The organism is Salinivibrio sp. IB643 (assembly GCF_001996105.1).
GTDB lineage: Bacteria > Pseudomonadota > Gammaproteobacteria > Enterobacterales > Vibrionaceae > Salinivibrio > Salinivibrio costicola.
Genome location: NZ_MUFF01000025.1, coordinates 1 through 19,205, shown reverse-complemented (window position 1 = coordinate 19,205; position 19,205 = coordinate 1). Strand labels below are relative to the sequence as shown.

Genomic DNA, 19,205 nt, shown 5'->3' with positions numbered 1-19,205 from the left:
AGTAACTCAATGTCCAACGAATACGATTCATCGAGTATCAAGGTACTGAAGGGCTTGGATGCCGTCCGTAAGCGTCCGGGAATGTATATCGGCGACACCGACGACGGTACCGGCCTACACCATATGGTGTTTGAGGTGGTCGATAACTCGATCGATGAAGCACTGGCCGGACATTGTAACGATATCGTGACCACCATTCACGAAGACGGCTCTGTGTCGGTCCGCGACGATGGTCGTGGTATCCCTGTCGATATTCACGAAGAAGAGGGTGTTTCAGCTGCCCAAGTTATCATGACCGTGCTGCACGCCGGGGGTAAATTTGATGATAACTCGTATAAAGTGTCGGGCGGCCTACACGGTGTCGGTGTCTCTGTGGTTAACGCACTGTCAGAAAAGCTTGAATTGACAATTTGGCGTAACGGTTATGCCCACCAACTCAATTTTTCTCATGGTGAGCCACTGGGTCCCTTGGTTCAACTGGGCGAAACCGATCAAACCGGTACCCGCATTCGTTTTTGGCCGAGTGAAGAAACCTTCACGGATATTCACTTCAACTACGAGATCCTCGCCAAGCGTTTACGTGAATTGTCTTTCCTTAACTCGGGTGTGTCGATTCGATTGATTGACGAGCGCGAGGAAGACAAATCGGATCACTTTAAATATGAAGGCGGTATCCGTGCGTTCGTTGAGCATTTGAATAAAAAGAAAACCGCGATTCATCCATCGGTGTTCCATTTTGAACATATGCGTGATGATGGCGTTAGCGTCGAAGTCTCAATGCAGTGGAACGATGGTTACCAAGAGAACATCTACTGTTTTACCAACAATATTCCACAGCGCGACGGTGGTACGCATTTGGCTGGGTTCCGCGGTGCACTGACGCGAACCTTAAACAGCTTTATGGACAAAGAAGGCTATTCGAAAAAAGCTAAAGCAGCGACGTCTGGCGATGATGCCCGAGAAGGTTTGACGGCGGTGGTATCGGTCAAAGTCCCTGATCCTAAGTTTTCGAGCCAAACCAAAGACAAACTGGTGTCATCGGAAGTGAAATCGGCGGTTGAATCCGCCATGAGCAGCCACTTGTCTGACTTTTTAATTGAACATCCAGCCGATGCCAAAGTGGTGTGCTCCAAGATTATTGATGCCGCACGTGCACGTGATGCAGCGCGTAAAGCGCGTGAAATGACACGTCGTAAAGGGGCACTGGACTTAGCTGGCTTGCCTGGTAAATTGGCCGACTGCCAAGAAAAAGATCCTGCCCTGTCTGAGCTCTACATTGTGGAGGGTGACTCAGCCGGTGGCTCTGCGAAACAAGGGCGTAATCGCAAAAACCAAGCGATATTGCCGCTTAAAGGTAAGATCTTAAACGTGGAAAAAGCCCGTTTTGATAAGATGTTATCGTCGCAAGAAGTGGCGACCCTGATCACTGCCATGGGCTGTGGGATTGGTCGCGAAGAGTACAACCCCGATAAGCTACGCTATCACAGCATCATTATCATGACGGATGCTGACGTTGATGGCTCGCACATTCGTACCTTGTTATTAACCTTCTTCTATCGCCAAATGCCTGAGTTGATTGAGCGTGGTTATATTTACATCGCTCAGCCACCCCTTTATAAAGTGAAGAAGGGTAAGCAAGAGCAGTACATCAAAGACGATGAAGCAATGGAGCAATATCAGGTCGCGCTCGCACTGGAAAATGCCTCATTATTTGTGAACCCTGATGCGCCAGCGATGCACGGTGAATCGCTCGAAAAGCTGGTCAAAGAGTACAATGGTGTGCTTAAACTGATTCAGCGTATGAAACGTCGTTATCCCGCAGCATTGCTGAATGAGCTGCTGTACCAGCCGCGTTTAGCGGTCGAGGAACTTCGTGACGAATGGGCCGCGAAGAAGTGGGTTGAGAACATTGTCGACATCCTTAATCGCAAATCGACCGGTGAAAGCCACTATCAAGCGTCTTGTCGCTTTGATGAAGAGCACCAAGTTTGGGTGCCTGAGCTGGTGGTGCGAACCCATGGCGTTGATTATAAGTACCAGGTCAGCTATGACTTCCTGAATTCGAAAGAATATGGGCGCATTGCGAGCTTATCGGAAACACTCGATCAGCTACTTGACGAGGGGGCTTACGTGAAGCGTGGGGAACGGACCCAAAAAGTGGAGACCTTTGAGCAGGCGCTAAACTGGCTGGTTAAAGAATCCATGCGTGGTGTCTCGCGTCAGCGTTATAAAGGTTTGGGTGAGATGAACCCTGATCAACTTTGGGAGACCACCATGGACCCTGAAGGGCGCCGTATGATGCAGGTGACTATCCACGATGCGGTTGCGGCCGATGAGCTGTTTACCACCTTGATGGGTGATCAAGTTGAGCCTCGTCGGGCCTTCATTGAAAACAACGCGCTGAAAGTGGAAAACCTCGACGTGTAAACCACTGATCCGTTATTTGTCTCTATTAAGGCCAGCAGTATTGCTGGCCTTTTTAATATATATATGCAACATAATGCGCAAGGTATGACTGATTAAATACAGAAAAAAATTTAAAATCAGCCATTGAAATCAATCGGCGCAACCCTATATAGAGTAATGAGGCGATGCCTTTGGGTCGCCGGGGGCTTGTCCAGGTTGGAAAGCCGTAGATAACATTTTATTGCTTCATAGGAAGGGTAAGATTATGCGTAACTTTGATTTCTCTCCTCTCTATCGTACTGCGATTGGCTTTGACCGTTTGTTCGACTTGGTCGAGAATAGTAACACGAATAATGCGGGTGGGTTCCCTCCTTACAACATTGAGCAAAGTAAGGAGAACCAGTACCGGATTACGATGGCTGTTGCTGGATTCGGGCAAGATGAAGTCGATATCACTCAGCAAAAAAATAGCCTGACGGTCGCCGGCAAAAAAGCCGAACGAAACCAGAACACTAAGTTCTTATACCAGGGCATTGCTGAACGAGACTTCGAGCGCAAGTTCCACCTCGACGATCATATTAAAGTGATGGGGGCGGAAATGGAAAACGGCATGCTGCATATTGATCTGGTTCGTGAGGTGCCTGAAGAAGAAAAACCTCGCCGTATCGAAATAGGCGGTAACCGCATGCTAGAAAACGCAGAATAAGCGCGGCAGAGACATGAAAATTTAGCGGCGCAGCGACTCCAAGCAGTAAGTTAATCGTAACGAAGAGGGCAGCTAACGCTGCCCTTCATTTATGCATGTTGGTTTTTTTCAGTCTGCTTATCGTTGCAGTTATCTGGCTTGTCGATGATAACGATGGATGACTTGCCAGATTTTTACGTTGGTTCGAACTAAGCCTGAGCCAATGTTTCACGTGAAACAGTAAAGAATGAGCTCGGTAAGTGTTCCACGTGAAACAGTGTTAGCCCTCTTGGTAGGCACGGATGACTTCTTCGCCAATAATCTCTATGCCTCGTTGCATGGTATCGTCGTCTTGGACGTAGTTCATGCGAATACATTGTCTCGCATGAGGCCAATCCTCGCTTTCCACACCAATAAAGAAATATTCGCCTGGCACCACCAGTACACCACGGGCTTTTAGTCGCTGGTACAGTGTTTGGGTAGAAATGGGTAAGTCTTCAAACCACAGCCACAAAAAGATGGCCCCCTCGGGTTTATGCACGCGAACACGCTCATCATTAATAGTGTCCAACACCATACGAAGTGTGCGCTGTGATTTTTGTTGGTAGAAGGGGCGAACGACCTCTTTGCTTAATCGTAACAAGTCACCGCGTTCAATCATCGCCAGCGCCATTGCCGGTCCGACACTGTTTGGCGATAGGCTAACGATGCCGTTGATATTTGACATGGCTTGGATGACATCTTCGTTGGCGATCACGATTCCGCAACGCACCCCGGGTAACCCTAGCTTGCTGAGGCTAGAGCAAAGAATAGTATTGTCGTTCCAAAACGGGGCAACATCTTCAAAGATAATATCAGGGAACGGCGTACCGTAGGCGTTATCGATAATCAATGGAATGTTATGCTCGCGCGCGAGTTTATCAAGCTGCTGGATCTCGCTATCAGTGAGCACATTACCGGTTGGGTTGGTCGGCCGAGAGGCACAGATAGCACCAATGCTGTCATCAATGGTTAAGCGACTAAAGTCGACATGATATTTAAACTGTCGATTATCCATTAACTCAATGTCAGGTTGGTAGCTAACAAAGATATCGTCGCTGATCCCTGCATCGCCATAGCCAATATATTCAGGCGCCAAGGGTAGTAAAATCTTTTTATGGCTGCCGTCTGAATAACGTCCCGCTAAAAGGTTAAACAGATAAAAGAACGCACTTTGACTACCGTTGGTGAGCATGATGTTTTTACTGGAAAGCTGCCACCCATAGGTCTTATTGAGAAGCTCGGCGAGGGCATTCAGTAATGCCGACTTCCCTTGTGGGCCATCATAGTTGGCCATGGCATGGACGAGGCTACCATCATCCAGCATCGATTGGCTCAGTGTTTTGAAGTAATCGAGCATTTCCGGTATCGCAGCGGGGTTGCCGCCACCGAGCATAATCGCATCTGGATTACGTAAGCCATCATTCAAATCGTCCATTAACTGGGTGATACCCGAGTGGTTAGCGAGTTTCTCGCCAAAGTGAGTGACTTCCATGATTACTGCCTTCAAATATTTATGTCATTGTTTTGGTTAAGCTGCCATCAACATACAACAATCTATTGTCTAAAAGAAAGTCTGATAAGTTTGTTATCTCTTCGTCACTAATTGGCATGGTTGACGGGGGTTGTTACGTTATCGGTACACTCTCGGGAGAAAAGCCGCTGAAAGGGATAACAAGCCGCGTGTTTCACGTGAAACCAACTCGTTTTAGGCCGACAAACAGGGGGATTAGCATCATTGAGGTTAAGAACCAATGAGGAGGGTGTGAGTTGGTCGCTAAGAAGATGAGAGTGAGTAGCGAAGAGGGGCGTGGGCGTTTAAATAGCTAAAAAAAGCCCCGCGCAATGGCGGGGCTGAGTCGTGTATTGCTGATAATTACTTCTGTAGAACTGAGATATCTGCCACGTTGAGGAACTGCTCACGGATAAGGTGAAGCATCGCTAAACGGTTGGCTTTCAGTGCTGGGTCATCGGCCATGACCATCACATTATCAAAGAAGGTATCAACCGGTGTGCGTAATTGCGCCAGTTCGGTCAACGCGCCTTGATAATCGCTGTCAGCAAACAAAGGCTTAACCGCAGCGACTTTCTCTGCTACCACGTCTGCCAATGCTTTTTCTGCGTCTTCTTGGAGCAAGCTAGTATCGACGCTGCTAGGGAGCTCACCGTCATACTTGGCCAAGATATTACCCACACGCTTATTGGCCGCGGCCAGTGCTTCGGCTTCTTCCAGACTGCGGAAGTGCGACACCGCTTTAACGCGGCTGTCAAAGTCAGCTGGCTTGGTTGGACGACGTGCCAACACCGCTTGGATGATATCAACGCTATAGCCCATATCTTGATACCAGCTGCGGAAGCGGCCTAGCATAAAGTCTAAGACCTCGGTCTCTACTTCTTTATGGGTGAGGCGATCATCGTATTGGGCTTTGGCGTCGCGAATGAGGTCGACTAAATCCAGCTGATAGCCGTTTTCAACGATAATACGTAGCACACCGAGAGCGGCACGGCGTAGGGCGAATGGATCACTCCCTTTTGGTGCTTGGCCAATACCAAAGATACCGACGATGGTATCCATTTTGTCGGCCATTGCAACGGCTGACGATACTGGCGTCGTAGGTAGCTTATCACCGGCAAAGCGCGGCCAATATTGCTCGTTCAGTGCCAGCGCAACCGCTTCTGGTTCACCATCATGACGTGCGTAGTGCATGCCCATCACGCCTTGCGTTTCGGTAAACTCAAACACCATTGAGGTCATTAAGTCACACTTTGCCAGTTGGCCAGCGCGCTCGGTGTGTGCTTTGTCGGCACCGATACGCTCTGCAATCTGTCCTGCAAGTGCAGTAATGCGGTCGGTTTTATCTTTGATGGTACCTAATTGTTTTTGGAATACCGCGCTATCAAGCTCTGGCAGGCGATCAATCAATGGGCGCTTGCGATCAGTATCAAAGAAGAACTCAGCATCCGCGAGGCGAGGGCGTACGACTTTTTCGTTCCCTGAGATAACCTGTGTCGGATCTTTCGATTCAATGTTAGAAACAAAGATAAACTTAGGCAGTAGCTCGCCGTTGGCGTCATAAACCGGGAAGTACTTTTGGTCGCCTTTCATGGTGTACACCAGCGCTTCTGATGGCACCTTAAGGAACTTGTTCTCAAAAGAGGCAGTCAGTACCACTGGCCATTCCACCAAAGAGGTGACTTCTTCGACCAAGTCTTCATCCAGCTCAGCCATTCCGCCCACTGCGTCCGCGGCTGCTTTGGCATCTTTAATAATCAATGCCTTACGCTTTTCATAATCGGCCATGACCTTACCTTCAAGCTCGAGGCGCTCTGGGTATTGGTCAGCATGATCCAGCGTTAAGCTCGATTCACCCATAAAGCGGTGACCACGAATAACACGGTCGGACGCCACGCCCAAAATCGTGCCTTCAATTAAGGTTTCACCGTATAGCATTACCAAGGTTTTCACCGGGCGGATAAACTGGGTGTCTTTATCACCCCAGCGCATGGGTTTAGGAATAGGCAACTTGTTTAGCGCGTTATCGGCTAGCACGGGCAGCAAAGCGTCAATGGCTTGGCCAGGAACGTGTTGACGATAAAGCAGCCACTCACCTTTATCGGTTTTTAAGCGTTCAGCTTCGCTGACATCAATACCATTACCGCGCGCCCAACCCATGGCGGCTTTGGTGGGATTGCCGTCGGCGTCAAAAGCAGCGCTGACCGCGGGTCCGCGTTTTTCTACGACCTTATCGGGTTGGCGATCGCTCAAAGCGGCCACTTTTAACGCCAGCCGGCGAGGTGATGCATACCAAGTAACACCTTGGTGGCTCAGGTCAGCGTCTTTTAGTTGCGCTTCAAACTGACTTGCGAAAGCTTCAGCCAGTGTACGCAATGCTGTCGGTGGTAGCTCTTCCGTACCTAGCTCTATCAGGAAATTTTGCGTTGCCATGATGCTCCCTTATTGAGTGTGGCGGCACATGGGGAAGCCCAGTGCTTCGCGTGATGCATAGTACGCCTCAGCAACCCGCTTAGTCAGGGTACGAATGCGTAAAATATAGCGTTGGCGTTCAGTCACTGAGATGGCTTTTCGCGCATCCAGTAGGTTAAACGCATGACCAGCCTTTAGGATCTGCTCATAAGCAGGCAAGGGGAGCGGCTGCTCGAGATCCAAGAGCTTGGTACTTTCGGCTTCGCACTGATCAAAGTAGCGGAACAGAAAGTCAACATCAGCGTGTTCAAAGTTGTAGGTCGACTGCTCCACCTCGTTTTGATGGAAAATATCGCCGTAGGTCACTTTGCCAAACGGACCATCCGTCCAGATTAAGTCATAGACAGAGTCGACTTCTTGGATGTACATGGCCAGGCGCTCGATACCATAAGTGATTTCGCCAGTAACGGGTTTGCATTCCAGACCACCGACTTGCTGGAAGTAGGTAAACTGGGTAATTTCCATTCCGTTAAGCCACACTTCCCAGCCTAAACCCCACGCACCCAGTGTTGGGTTTTCCCAGTTATCTTCGACAAAGCGAATATCGTGAACTTCGGGATCTATACCCAGCACACGCAGCGAGCCTAGATAGAGCTCCTGAATGTTATCGGGTGATGGTTTGAGGATGGTTTGAAATTGATAATAGTGCTGCAAACGGTTTGGGTTCTCACCATAACGACCATCGGTTGGACGACGAGAAGGTTGAACGTAAGCCGCTGCGATCGGTTCTGGTCCAAGGGCACGCAAGCATGTCATCGGGTGGGAGGTTCCCGCCCCCACTTCCATGTCTAGCGGCTGAACAATGGTACAGCCTTGCTGGGCCCAATAATCCTGCAGCGCGAGGATCATACCCTGAAAGGTTTTGATATCGAATTTATGCATTGTCAGGTTCGCGCGAGTTGATGAATGGAGAAAATAGCTGGCAATTATAACTCGCAGCGCGCTCAAGCAGTAGGGGGCTGGCGGATTTTTGTGCGTCTTTAACCGACTTATCGATACAGCGATAATGTGGATAAATAGGCGTTGCCAAATGATTGTTCAAATCGTAAACTAGCGCCGTCTTGGGGAGTAGTCGACCACTGCACAGTCAGTGGGGCAATCATCAACATAGTTGAAGCAAAATCTTCATGGTGATTGCAAGCCCACCTTTATGGTGCTCTGGGCTTGACGAGACCAACGGCAATCGCACGAACCGGGGTGGGGCGTGTGTGTTGTCGTGGTTGAATCATAATAAGCCCTGCCCCAGATGAGCATTGTCATGAGCGTTCTTGCTATTTCTATTTCCACCGTCACCTTGGCGGAAATAGGGGATAAAACCCAGTTACTATCTTTGGCGTTGGCGACCCGGTTTCGAAAACCCGCGGTGATTGTCAGTGCCATTCTATTAGCCACTTTGATTAACCACGCAATAGCCGCATGGCTTGGTGTGGTGGCCGCAGACTTTCTAACAGACACCGTTTTACACGTCATTTTGATTATCAGTTTTAGTGTGATGGCGGTTTGGATGCTGATCCCAGATAAGCTTGAGGATGAAGGTATACAGGGAAAGAGTGCATTTTGGGCCAGTTTTGTCGCCTTTTTTGTCGCTGAAATAGGCGACAAAACTCAATTGGTGACCACGGCTTTGGGGGCACAGTTTAATGATGCACTGTGGATTGTGGTGACTGGTTCTACCATTGGGATGCTGTTAGCCAATGTTCCCGTGGTTTTAGCCGGGGATAAGATTCAGCGCCATGTGCCATTTGCGGTGGTACGCGCGCTCGCCGCGGCCATGTTTGCGGCATTGGCTGTACTCGATACCTGGTATCTACTGAGTTAACGCAGGACAATGATGAATTGGTATAAGGGTTGGCATTATGCCAGCCCTTTTTTGATCAAAAATTGAAACGGTACGGTCTCTGTTTGGGCTGCGACCAGGGTATGGTCCATAAAGCGACAAAAACTCGGAATATCTCGTGTCGTAGAGGGATCATCAGCGGTGATAAGCAAGGTTTCGCCTGATGCCATATGGCGAATATGTTTACGCACCATCATTACAGGCTCAGGGCAACGCAACCCTAAAGCATCAAGCTGATGATCAGCATGGTTAAAAAGCGTCGTCATGTCGGTGTCCTCAAAAAATGTCGACCTGATCATACTTACGAGTCAGAATTATTCAAATAGGGTTGTGATTGTAAAATTGTTGTGTAAATTAATTAACAAGTCGTTAACGAATGGCGAGTGGCATGAGAAAAGCAAACGAGCAACAATTTGGTTTTAATTATGGCTACCGTGTATTGGCTTATACAGGATTGAGCGCCCTTGCTTTTTTAGACTTAGCGCATAGTCAGGGTCACGCTCTATTAACGACTTTAGCATTGCTGGTGTCTGCGCTGGGGTTGTTGATGGAAACATTGACCGTTCAGCCAACAGATTCTTCGCAAGGCTAGCTAACTCACTCAACAGCGACACTCACTCTCACTCCCTAGTTTTCTTGGGCTTCCCCGCTTTCAGAGCGGGATTTTTTTTGCCTGTTATTCAGAGAAAACCAGTAACGGAAACAAGGCCAATATCTCGCTAAGTATTGACCTTGTGTCATATGATGAATCTTACGTTTATGGTTAGTCTTGCTTGGTGATATCAATCACCACGCGGCCTTTTATTTCGCCATTGATGATTTTATCGGCGTACGCTGGCGTCTGGGCAAGGGCGATAGTGTGGCACGCTTGTTCAAAGTAGCGTGCGGGTAACAGCTTGGTGAGTGACTGCCATGCGGCGAGCCGTTGTGGTCTCGGGCAAGAGACAGAGTCCACACCTTGCAGGCGTACATTCCGCAAAATAAATGGCATGACGGTGGCAGGGAGATCAAAGCCACCAGCAAGGCCACATGCAACGACCGTACCACCATACTGAATTTGTGACAGCACGTTGGCAAGCATTTGACTGCCGACGGTATCAACTGCGCCAGCCCAGTGTTGTTTATCAAGCGGGCGCCCAGGGGCGCTAAATGCGTCACGCGGTAAAACGTCATCGGCACCAAGCTGTTCAAGCCAGGTTTGGTTTGCGTCTAGGCGGCCAGTGACAGCACTGACGCGATAACCGAGAGCATGTAATAAGGTGACGGCGACAGAACCTACGCCACCACTGGCGCCCGTGACTAACACTTTGCCGTCTTCTGGCTTAACGCCGCCATCAATCAAGGCTTGTACGCATAACATGGCAGTCAACCCAGCGGTGCCGACCATCATGGCTTGTTGTTCAGTCAGCCCTTCGGCTAAGGGGACTAACCAATCACCGTTAACGCGCGCTTTCTCAGCCATGCCACCCCAGTGGCCTTCACCGACGCCCCAGCCGGTCAGCACCACTTTATCTCCAGGTTGATAGTCTGGGTGCTGGCTGTCTGCAACCGTGCCAGCAAAATCAATACCTGGCACCATCGGAAATTGGCGCACAATTTTCCCTTTGCCGGTAATGGCGAGGCCATCTTTGTAATTGAGTGAACTATAGTCAATATCGACGGTAACATTGCCGTCAGGGAGATCACTCTCTGCTAAGGCGGTGATGTTGGCGCGGGTTTGTTTTTCGTGTTGTTCGAGGACAAGCGCGTTAAACATGGCATTCTCCCGGTTGGAATAAGTGAGCGGCCATACTAGGCCGAGCGAATAAGCGACCACTTGAGTTATATCAATCACTATGCGATTGCGAGTGGGGGTGACGCAAGCCAAAAAAAAGAGCGGTAAACACCGCTCTTTTTTCGTCACGAAGAAGGCATTACACGCGTTCGAACACGGTGGCAATCCCTTGACCCAAACCAATACACATGGTTGCCAACCCTAAGGTGGCATCTTGACGCTCCATTTGATGCAACAAGGTGGTCGAGATGCGAGCACCTGAACAGCCTAATGGGTGACCCAAGGCAATGGCGCCGCCATTGAGGTTGACCTTTTCATCGACTTTATCCATCAGGCCGAGATCTTTGACGCAAGGTAGTGATTGCGCGGCAAATGCTTCGTTCAGCTCAATAAGATCAATATCATCGATACTCAATCCAGCGCGTTTCAGTGCTTTTTGGGTGGCTGGCACTGGGCCATAACCCATAATTGATGGATCACAGCCGGCAACGCTCATCGCTCGAATACGTGCTCTAATAGGGAGCCCGAGTGATTTGGCTTTTTCTTCGCTCATCACTAGCATTGCTGATGCGCCATCTGATAGCGCTGATGAAGTACCCGCCGTGACTGTGCCCGTAACAGGGTCAAAGGCGGGGCGCAGGTTAGCCAAGCTTTCAACCGTGGTTTCTGGACGAATCACCTCATCATCTTCAACCAGAGTTAGTAGGCCGTTAGCATCATGGCCTTCGATAGGGGCTATCTCTTGTCTAAAACGCCCTTCTACCGTGGCTGCGTGAGCACGCGCATGAGAGCGAGCAGCAAACTCGTCTTGCATTTGGCGGCTAATACCATGCATACGACCAAGCATTTCTGCAGTAAGTCCCATCATGCCTGCTGCTTTTGCAACCGATTTAGACAAACCAGGATGGAAGTCGACCCCATGGTTCATCGGCACGTGTCCCATATGCTCCACGCCCCCAATCATGAAGGTGTCACCATCGCCCACCATGATTGCACGCGCTGCATCGTGTAGCGCTTGCATCGACGAACCACACAGGCGGTTGACGGTGGTAGCACCAACGGAGTGTGGGATCCCCGCTAATAAAGCGGCATTACGCGCAATATTAAAGCCTTGTTCTAGCGTTTGCTGGACACAGCCCCAATAAATATCTTCAATTGCGCTGCTTTCGACTGCTGGGTTGCGAGTCAGTAAGGATTTCATCAAGTGCGCCGATAAGTCCTCCGCGCGTACATTGCGAAATACACCGCCTTTAGAGCGGCCCATTGGTGTACGAATACAGTCAACGATCACTACATTGTTCATTGTTCTCTCCTTAACCTTAGGCTGATTGCGGTGCGTTGACCGGGGTCACATCAAAGTAAGCCTGTTTGTCGCCCGCACGACGTTTCATATCCGTTGGGACATGATACAAGGCGCCAAGATCAGAGAATTTGTCTGCCATTGCGACATAGTGATCAACACCCAGAGTATCAACATAACGGAAAGCACCACCGCGGAATGGCGGAAAACCAATGCCATAGACCAAGGCGATATCTGCTTCAGCAGGAGAGGCGATAATGTTTTCTTCGAGACAACGTGCCACTTCATTGACCATCGGCACCATCATACGAGCAATTATATCTTCATCACTGATATCTGACTGATTCCCCTCGATCACGGAGGCAAGTAACTCAGGTACGGCTTCATCAGCTTCTTTTTTCGGCTTCCCTTTTTTATCGATAGAGTAGCGATAGAAACCCTTGCCGTTCTTTTGACCGAAACGCTCGGCGTCGAACATCACATCAATCGCATCACGACCTGATTTACTCATGCGATCAGGAAAGCCTTCTGCCATCACCGCTTGCGCGTGGTGCGCGGTATCGATACCAACCACGTCGAGCAAGTAGGCAGGGCCCATTGGCCAGCCAAATTGCTTCTCCATAATCTTATCGATGCGTTGGAAATCCACACCGTCACGAAGAAGAAAGCTAAAGGCATGGAAATAGGGGAAGAGTACGCGGTTGACGAAAAACCCGGGACAGTCATTGACAACAACCGGTGATTTGCCCATTTTCGCTGCATAGGCAACCACACGGGCAATGGTTTCATCGGAGGTCTTTTCGCCTCGGATCACCTCGACCAACGGCATGCGGTGGACGGGGTTAAAGAAATGCATGCCACAGAAGTTTTCTGGGCGCGCCATTGACTTGGCCAACGTATTGATAGGAATGGTGGAGGTATTCGATGCAATTACCGCATCCGCACTCACTTGCTCTTCTACCTCTTTGAGAACACTGGCTTTGATTTTAGGGTTCTCTACCACAGCCTCAACAACTACATCGCTATGTTCAATGCCGGCATAGTGTAGACTTGGGGTGATTGACGACAGCACTTGGCCCATTTTAAAGCCATCGATACGACCGCGTTCGAGTTGCTTATTGAGTAGCTTGGTGGCCTCTTTCATGCCCAAATCTAGCGATGCTTGTGCAATGTCTTTCATCATTACAGGCACGCCTTTTAGGGCCGATTGGTAGGCGATGCCGCCGCCCATAATACCTGCACCTAGAACGGCACCACGCTGGGTATCTTTCCCTTGTTTAGCGGCTTTTTTCGCCTTGCCTTTGATTACTTGATCATTGAGGAAAATCCCGACTAAGGCTTGAGCAACGTCGGTTTTTGCCAGTTTGACGAAATAGCGATTTTCGACCTTGAGTGCCTCATCGCGTGTCATGCCGGCCGCCTCTTCAATGGCCGTCACGGCAGTCATGGGCGCTGGATAGTGCTTACCGGCTACCTGAGCCACCATGCCTTTAGCCATAGTAAAACTCATGGTGGCTTCTGTGCGGTTTAGCCCCAATGGTTGTTTTTTCTGCTGACGACGGCCTTGCCAATCAATTTTTTCATTGATGGCTTCAGTGAGCATATTGATTGCCGCGTCACGAAGGTTATCTACTTCAACGACGGCATCCACTAATCCTTCTTTGAGCGCTGCTGCTGCGCGTTTTTCTTTACCTGCAGTGATAATTTCCATCGCTGTATCGGCACCCACTAAACGCGGTAAGCGCACGGTGCCACCAAACCCAGGCATAATACCCAGTTTGGTTTCGGGGAGACCAATCCGTGCGTCAGAGCTTGCAACACGTAAATCGGTAGAAAGAATACACTCGCAGCCGCCCCCTAAGGCATGGCCGTTGACGGCGCTGATCGTCGGATAGGGGAGGTCTTCTAAACGATTGAAGATTGCGTTCGCGCGCGAAACCCAATCAGAGAGCTCTTGGTCGGGCTTGGCAAATAAACCGAGAAACTCGGTGATATCGGCGCCGACAATAAAGGCCGACTTTGCAGATGTGAGCATGAGCCCCTTTACATCTTCTCGGCCTGCTAAGGCGTCGAGGGCTCGGTCTAAGCTTTCTAGCGTCGACAGATCCAGTTTGTTGACAGAACCCTGGCTGTCCAGTGTCAGTTCTACAATGCCGTTTTCCAATGCACGAACTGAAAGGTTATCTCCTTGGTAGATCATGGTTTTTCTCCACGTTGGCCGTACCATCCTGGTTGAATACTGTTCTGGTTAGACCAGATGAGCTCTAGTGTGGATCATTGTTATAATAAATGACAACCAAAAGTTAAACGAATGTTTAAAATATGTGGTGTGGATTGTTTTTACTGCATGGGCGTCCCTGTAGAAGAAGCGGAGATATGATAAAGTGCAAGGTAGAAACTGAAGGATTATATCATTATGCCGATCACGCCTTATGCGGTTCCTGCAGAGACTGTCAGGCACGAGCTTGAAATAAAAAAGAGCCGATTTATCACCTATCTTGCTCACACACCGGGTGAGGCAGACGCGAAGCAGTTTATTCAATCTTTACGCAACGCTTACCCTGATGCGCGCCATCATTGTTGGGCCTTCGTCGCGGGAAGACCCGAATCATCGGTACAATGGGGCTGTGGTGACGATGGCGAGCCCGCAGGAACCGCAGGTAAACCAATGCTTGCGCAACTGTCGGGCGCAAAGGTCGGAGAGGTCTGTGCGGTGGTTGTCCGTTATTTCGGTGGGATCAAACTGGGTACCGGGGGCTTAGTGAAAGCATACGGTACCAGTGTGCAACAAGCGCTAAGCTTATTAACAACGCGTGAGGTTGCTGTCACGGTTCCTTACACAATAAGCTGTGAATATGCTCACATTGATACTATCGAGTTGCTACTAAAGCAGTACCATGGCATTCAGCTTGATGCAGCGTTCAGTCATAATGTGCAACTAGCTGTCCGTATTGATGCGCGATTCATCGAAGGTTTTCTCGATGCGCTAAAAAATCAAACTCGTGGGCAGGCACAAGCTTGCTCGACAGAACATCAATAATTAACGTCAGGCATTTAGCCTGCTTTACGTGTAACGATGAGACGGCAGTAAAAGGCTGTCGCTGATAAGAGGGCCACGTCAGGCTATGCAATTTCGTTCCATTACCCGCATCGTCGGACTTCTACTGGCCCTGTTCAGCATTACCATGCTCGCCCCTGCGCTGGTGGCTTTTATTTACCGTGACGGTGCTGGGCTCCCGTTTGTATTGACATTTTTCTTACTGCTTGCGGGGGGGGGATTGCTTTGGTTTCCAAACCGTGATTACCGGCATGAACTCAAAGCGCGCGATGGCTTTTTAATTGTCGTGCTGTTCTGGACGGTGATCGGCAGCGCAGGCTCTGTGCCGCTGATGTTGTCGGAACAGCCTGATTTATCGGTCAGTGAGGCGTTTTTTGAGTCCTTTTCGGGGTTAACGACGACAGGGGCGACCGTGATTGTTGGTCTGGATGAGTTGCCTAAGGCCATTTTATTTTATCGCCAGCTGCTTCAATGGCTGGGCGGAATGGGGATTATCGTCTTAGCGGTGGCGATTCTTCCCGTACTTGGCATCGGGGGCATGCAGCTTTATCGTGCAGAGATCCCTGGGCCGGTCAAAGATACCAAAATGACGCCCAGGATAGCCGAAACCGCGAAAGTCCTTTGGTACATTTATCTGACACTGACGGTCAGCTGCGCGTTAGCCTATTGGTTGGCCGGTATGTCAGCGTTTGATGCGATTGGGCATAGCTTTTCAACCGTTGCAATTGGCGGTTTTTCAACCCATGACGCAAGTATCGGTCACTTTGACAGTACGGCCGTAAACCTTATCACCGTGGTCTTCTTGTTGATATCTGCTTGCAACTTTTCGCTTCACTTTGCGGCATTTGCTAATAACGGGCTCAATCTAAAGTTTTATTTACGTGATCCCGAATTTCGCGCGTTTTTACTTATTCAACTTCTACTATGGCTGGTCGTCTTCACCATGCTTAGTGGCCATCAAGTCTATGACAGTTCCGCTGAAACTTTCACTCAAGCATTATTTCAGTCGGTATCTATTTCAACCACCGCAGGCTATACCACGACGACATTTGCTCATTGGCCGCTGTTTTTACCTGTTCTATTGTTATTCACTTCCTTTATCGGCGGGTGTGCAGGCTCAACAGGTGGGGGGATGAAAGTCATTCGTATCTTATTGCTTTCACTACAAGGTACGCGCGAGCTTAAGCGCTTAGTCCATCCCCGAGCAGTGTATACGATTAAGGTGGGCAACAAAGCCTTACGTCAACAAGTCGTCGACGCGGTATGGGGATTTTTCTCCGCCTATGCGTTGGTCTTTGTGATCTGTATGCTTGCGTTAATTGCAACCGGCATCGAAGAGCTGACCGCTTTTTCGGCTGTGGCGGCCACACTCAATAATCTCGGCCCAGGCTTGGGCGAAGTGGCTGCTCACTTTGGTGATATTAATGACACAGCGAAATGGGTACTGATCCTAGCGATGCTGTTTGGTCGTTTAGAGATATTCACATTACTGGTTTTATTTACCCCCACTTTTTGGCGTAGCTAAACAGGGGAAGGAGAAGCAATGAGCAACGCAACGCAGAAAGTGCTGCTGTTACACTCAAGTCGGGAAGGGCAAACTAAGAAGATTCTACATTATATAGAGAGTCAGCTTGGAGAACGTGCGCAGTGTGACGTGAGCGATCTCCATCAAGTGCCAACACTCGATCTTACCCAATATGATCGGGTGTTAATCGGAGCATCGATTCGTTATGGCCACTTCAATAAAAAGCTCTATCAATTTATCGATACGCACAGCGAACAGCTAAACCGAGTGAAAGCGGGCTTTTTTAGTGTCAATTTAACCGCGCGTAAACCTGGTAAAGATACCGCAGAAACGAGCGCCTATAGTCGTAAGTTTCTAGAAAAGTCGCCATGGACGCCTCAGTTGCATGGCGTGTTCGCCGGAGCCCTCTACTACCCGCGCTATAAATGGTTCGATCGTATGATGATTCGCTTTATTATGCATATTACCGGCGGCGAGACGGATACGAGTAAGGAAGTGGAATATACCGATTGGCAAAAAGTGAAAGCATTCACTGATCAATTTGCTCAGTTTTAGCCCATGGCGCTGATTCTTTGACCGAACGGCGGCTTTTTGCAAAAAAAGTCGCTTTTCCCTCTTGCTAAGGCGATCAACTTCTCTATAATGCGCCTCCATCGACACGGCACACAGGGCAAGCGCTCAGCGCCATGTTGAAGTAAAAAATCAAATAAAAATAAACGCTTGACGTGAGTTTTTAAAAGATTAAGATAGCTGTCCACTTAACGCCAAGCGTTAGGGGAGTCAAAAAGAGGTTTTATTTCCGGCCTGAGGGTTGAAAATAAAAGATAAAATTTCTTCTTGACTTTAACGGTAAGGCGCGTATCATACGCAGCCCTGACCAAGCGAAGCGCAGCTTCGCACAGTCAACGCTCTTTAACAATTTGACCTATGCAATCTGTGTGGGCACTCGTTGAGAATAGACAAAAAGATTTATTCGATGAACTGAGTGACCAATACGATATAACTTTTAGTTATTCGGCACAGTCAATTCGTTTGTCTCGCAAGAGACGAACAAAACAGTATTTATCGAGCCGTTTGTCTTTTCTTWGGAAARGCAAACACCAAAACTTTAATTGAAGAGTTTGATCATGGCTCAGATTGAACGCTGGCGGCAGGCCTAACACATGCAAGTCGAGCGGAAACGGCAGTATTGAAGCTTCGGTGGATGGACCAAAGGTGGCCTCTACATGTAAGCTATCGCGTTGGGATGGGCCCAGTTAGGATTAGCTAGTTGGTAAGGTAATGGCTTACCAAGGCRACGATCCTTAGCTGGTTTGAGAGGATGATCAGCCACACTGGGACTGAGACACGGCCCAGACTCCTACGGGAGGCAGCAGTGGGGAATATTGCACAATGGGGGAGACCCTGATGCAGCCATGCCGCGTGTGTGAAGAAGGCCTTCGGGTTGTAAAGCACTTTCAGCAGTGAGGAAGGTCGTGTACTTAATACGTGCACGGCTTGACGTTAGCTGCAGAAGAAGCACCGGCTAACTCCGTGCCAGCAGCCGCGGTAATACGGAGGGTGCGAGCGTTAATCGGAATTACTGGGCGTAAAGCGCATGCAGGCGGTTTGTTAAGTCAGATGTGAAAGCCCGGGGCTCAACCTCGGAACCGCATTTGAAACTGGCAGGCTAGAGTCTTGTAGAGGGGGGTAGAATTTCAGGTGTAGCGGTGAAATGCGTAGAGATCTGAAGGAATACCAGTGGCGAAGGCGGCCCCCTGGACAAAGACTGACGCTCAGATGCGAAAGCGTGGGTAGCAAACAGGATTAGATACCCTGGTAGTCCACGCCGTAAACGCTGTCTACTTGGAGGTTGAGGTTTTAGACTTTGGCTTTCGGCGCTAACGCATTAAGTAGACCGCCTGGGGAGTACGGCCGCAAGGTTAAAACTCAAATGAATTGACGGGGGCCCGCACAAGCGGTGGAGCATGTGGTTTAATTCGATGCAACGCGAAGAACCTTACCTACTCTTGACATCCAGCGAAGCCTTTAGAGATAGAGGYGTGCCTTCGGGAGCGCTGAGACAGGTGCTGCATGGCTGTCGTCAGCTCGTGTTGTGAAATGTTGGGTTAAGTCCCGCAACGAGCGCAACCCTTATCCTTGTTTGCCAGCACRTAATGGTGGGAACTCCAGGGAGACTGCCGGTGATAAACCGGAGGAAGGTGGGGACGACGTCAAGTCATCATGGCCCTTACGAGTAGGGCTACACACGTGCTACAATGGCAGATACAGAGGGCAGCGAGACAGCGATGTTTAGCGAATCCCTTAAAGTTTGTCGTAGTCCGGATTGGAGTCTGCAACTCGACTCCATGAAGTCGGAATCGCTAGTAATCGTGGATCAGAATGCCACGGTGAATACGTTCCCGGGCCTTGTACACACCGCCCGTCACACCATGGGAGTGGGCTGCACCAGAAGTAGATAGCTTAACCTTCGGGAGGGCGTTTACCACGGTGTGGTTCATGACTGGGGTGAAGTCGTAACAAGGTAGCCCTAGGGGAACCTGGGGCTGGATCACCTCCTTACTGACGCTATTCTTGCGAGTGTTCACACAGATTG

14 protein-coding genes, 1 rRNA gene and 1 riboswitch are annotated in these 19,205 nt (G+C 49.6%); of the genes, 8 read left to right on the top strand and 7 right to left on the bottom strand.

The genetic code is table 11. The annotated features are described in order from the left end of the window. Positions 1 to 9 precede the first annotated feature (9 nt). Both gyrB and BZG77_RS11085 read left to right on the top strand, forming a co-directional pair. On the top strand, positions 10 to 2,427 hold the full coding sequence (gene gyrB, locus BZG77_RS11090; RefSeq protein ID WP_077461796.1) for a DNA topoisomerase (ATP-hydrolyzing) subunit B: 2,418 nt from the start codon (positions 10 to 12) through the stop codon (positions 2,425 to 2,427). Between the two features lie 244 nt (positions 2,428 to 2,671). Continuing rightward, a complete protein-coding gene (locus BZG77_RS11085) occupies positions 2,672 to 3,112 on the top strand; it encodes an Hsp20 family protein (protein ID WP_025744545.1) in 441 nt (146 codons plus the stop codon). A gap of 259 nt (positions 3,113 to 3,371) precedes the next feature. On the opposite strand, the gene BZG77_RS11080 is transcribed toward BZG77_RS11085, so the two are convergent. The 3 genes from BZG77_RS11080 to glyQ form a co-directional block, all read right to left on the bottom strand. After that, complete coding sequence (locus tag BZG77_RS11080) at positions 3,372 to 4,625, bottom strand: valine--pyruvate transaminase (RefSeq protein WP_077461797.1); 1,254 nt, start codon at positions 4,623 to 4,625, stop codon at positions 3,372 to 3,374. 381 nt (positions 4,626 to 5,006) lie between these two features. After that, positions 5,007 to 7,076 carry a glycine--tRNA ligase subunit beta gene (glyS, locus tag BZG77_RS11075; RefSeq protein WP_077647284.1) on the bottom strand — a complete coding sequence of 690 codons (2,070 nt, stop codon included), beginning with the start codon at positions 7,074 to 7,076 and terminating at the stop codon, positions 5,007 to 5,009. Positions 7,077 to 7,085: 9 nt separating this feature from the next. Further along, entirely contained in the window at positions 7,086 to 7,997 is a 912-nt protein-coding gene (gene glyQ, locus BZG77_RS11070) for a glycine--tRNA ligase subunit alpha (protein ID WP_025673809.1), read from the bottom strand. Between the two features lie 174 nt (positions 7,998 to 8,171). Then, positions 8,172 to 8,281, top strand: a riboswitch (yybP-ykoY riboswitch). A 92-nt stretch (positions 8,282 to 8,373) separates the two neighbouring features. On the opposite strand from glyQ, the gene BZG77_RS11065 reads away from it, so the two are divergent. Next, on the top strand, positions 8,374 to 8,934 hold the full coding sequence (locus tag BZG77_RS11065; protein ID WP_077647283.1) for a TMEM165/GDT1 family protein: 561 nt from the start codon (positions 8,374 to 8,376) through the stop codon (positions 8,932 to 8,934). A gap of 35 nt (positions 8,935 to 8,969) precedes the next feature. On the opposite strand, the gene tusA is transcribed toward BZG77_RS11065, so the two are convergent. Further along, positions 8,970 to 9,218, bottom strand: a complete 249-nt coding sequence (gene tusA / locus BZG77_RS11060; protein ID WP_077647282.1) for a sulfurtransferase TusA — start codon at positions 9,216 to 9,218, stop codon at positions 8,970 to 8,972. 122 nt (positions 9,219 to 9,340) lie between these two features. Between tusA and BZG77_RS11055 the strand changes: the two genes are divergently transcribed. Continuing rightward, positions 9,341 to 9,544 (top strand): hypothetical protein, encoded by a 204-nt coding sequence (locus BZG77_RS11055; RefSeq protein ID WP_077647281.1) that lies wholly within the window; start codon positions 9,341 to 9,343, stop codon positions 9,542 to 9,544. A 171-nt stretch (positions 9,545 to 9,715) separates the two neighbouring features. On the opposite strand, the gene acuI is transcribed toward BZG77_RS11055, so the two are convergent. The 3 genes from acuI to fadB all read right to left on the bottom strand — a co-directional run bounded on the left by acuI (position 9,716) and on the right by fadB (position 14,226). Further along, positions 9,716 to 10,708 carry an acrylyl-CoA reductase (NADPH) gene (acuI, locus tag BZG77_RS11050; protein WP_077647280.1) on the bottom strand — a complete coding sequence of 331 codons (993 nt, stop codon included), beginning with the start codon at positions 10,706 to 10,708 and terminating at the stop codon, positions 9,716 to 9,718. Between the two features lie 157 nt (positions 10,709 to 10,865). Continuing rightward, entirely contained in the window at positions 10,866 to 12,029 is a 1,164-nt protein-coding gene (gene fadA / locus BZG77_RS11045; RefSeq protein WP_077461802.1) for an acetyl-CoA C-acyltransferase FadA, read from the bottom strand. 16 nt (positions 12,030 to 12,045) lie between these two features. After that, a complete protein-coding gene (gene fadB, locus BZG77_RS11040; RefSeq protein WP_077647279.1) occupies positions 12,046 to 14,226 on the bottom strand; it encodes a fatty acid oxidation complex subunit alpha FadB in 2,181 nt (726 codons plus the stop codon). 216 nt (positions 14,227 to 14,442) lie between these two features. On the opposite strand from fadB, the gene BZG77_RS11035 reads away from it, so the two are divergent. The 4 genes from BZG77_RS11035 (at position 14,443) to BZG77_RS11020 (ending at position 19,171) form a co-directional block, all read left to right on the top strand. Further along, positions 14,443 to 15,066 (top strand): YigZ family protein, encoded by a 624-nt coding sequence (locus tag BZG77_RS11035; RefSeq protein WP_077461804.1) that lies wholly within the window; start codon positions 14,443 to 14,445, stop codon positions 15,064 to 15,066. Positions 15,067 to 15,151: 85 nt separating this feature from the next. Further along, positions 15,152 to 16,609 (top strand): TrkH family potassium uptake protein, encoded by a 1,458-nt coding sequence (locus tag BZG77_RS11030; protein ID WP_077647278.1) that lies wholly within the window; start codon positions 15,152 to 15,154, stop codon positions 16,607 to 16,609. A gap of 18 nt (positions 16,610 to 16,627) precedes the next feature. After that, positions 16,628 to 17,164, top strand: coding sequence for a menaquinone-dependent protoporphyrinogen IX dehydrogenase (gene hemG / locus BZG77_RS11025; RefSeq protein ID WP_077647277.1), 537 nt, complete (start codon positions 16,628 to 16,630; stop codon positions 17,162 to 17,164). Positions 17,165 to 17,718: 554 nt separating this feature from the next. Further along, positions 17,719 to 19,171 (top strand): 16S ribosomal RNA (locus BZG77_RS11020). Positions 19,172 to 19,205: the final 34 nt, after the last annotated feature.

Coding starts and splice junctions, on each gene's coding strand:
- BZG77_RS11085 (WP_025744545.1), top strand. CDS start 2,672: ATGCGTAACTTTGATTTCTCTCCTCTCTATCGTACTGCGATTGGCTTT.
- BZG77_RS11035 (WP_077461804.1), top strand. CDS start 14,443: ATGCCGATCACGCCTTATGCGGTTCCTGCAGAGACTGTCAGGCACGAG.
- acuI (WP_077647280.1), bottom strand. CDS start 10,708: ATGTTTAACGCGCTTGTCCTCGAACAACACGAAAAACAAACCCGCGCC.
- gyrB (WP_077461796.1), top strand. CDS start 10: ATGTCCAACGAATACGATTCATCGAGTATCAAGGTACTGAAGGGCTTG.
- glyQ (WP_025673809.1), bottom strand. CDS start 7,997: ATGCATAAATTCGATATCAAAACCTTTCAGGGTATGATCCTCGCGCTG.
- hemG (WP_077647277.1), top strand. CDS start 16,628: ATGAGCAACGCAACGCAGAAAGTGCTGCTGTTACACTCAAGTCGGGAA.
- BZG77_RS11055 (WP_077647281.1), top strand. CDS start 9,341: ATGAGAAAAGCAAACGAGCAACAATTTGGTTTTAATTATGGCTACCGT.
- fadB (WP_077647279.1), bottom strand. CDS start 14,226: ATGATCTACCAAGGAGATAACCTTTCAGTTCGTGCATTGGAAAACGGC.
- glyS (WP_077647284.1), bottom strand. CDS start 7,076: ATGGCAACGCAAAATTTCCTGATAGAGCTAGGTACGGAAGAGCTACCA.
- BZG77_RS11030 (WP_077647278.1), top strand. CDS start 15,152: ATGCAATTTCGTTCCATTACCCGCATCGTCGGACTTCTACTGGCCCTG.
- fadA (WP_077461802.1), bottom strand. CDS start 12,029: ATGAACAATGTAGTGATCGTTGACTGTATTCGTACACCAATGGGCCGC.
- tusA (WP_077647282.1), bottom strand. CDS start 9,218: ATGACGACGCTTTTTAACCATGCTGATCATCAGCTTGATGCTTTAGGG.
- BZG77_RS11080 (WP_077461797.1), bottom strand. CDS start 4,625: ATGGAAGTCACTCACTTTGGCGAGAAACTCGCTAACCACTCGGGTATC.
- BZG77_RS11065 (WP_077647283.1), top strand. CDS start 8,374: ATGAGCGTTCTTGCTATTTCTATTTCCACCGTCACCTTGGCGGAAATA.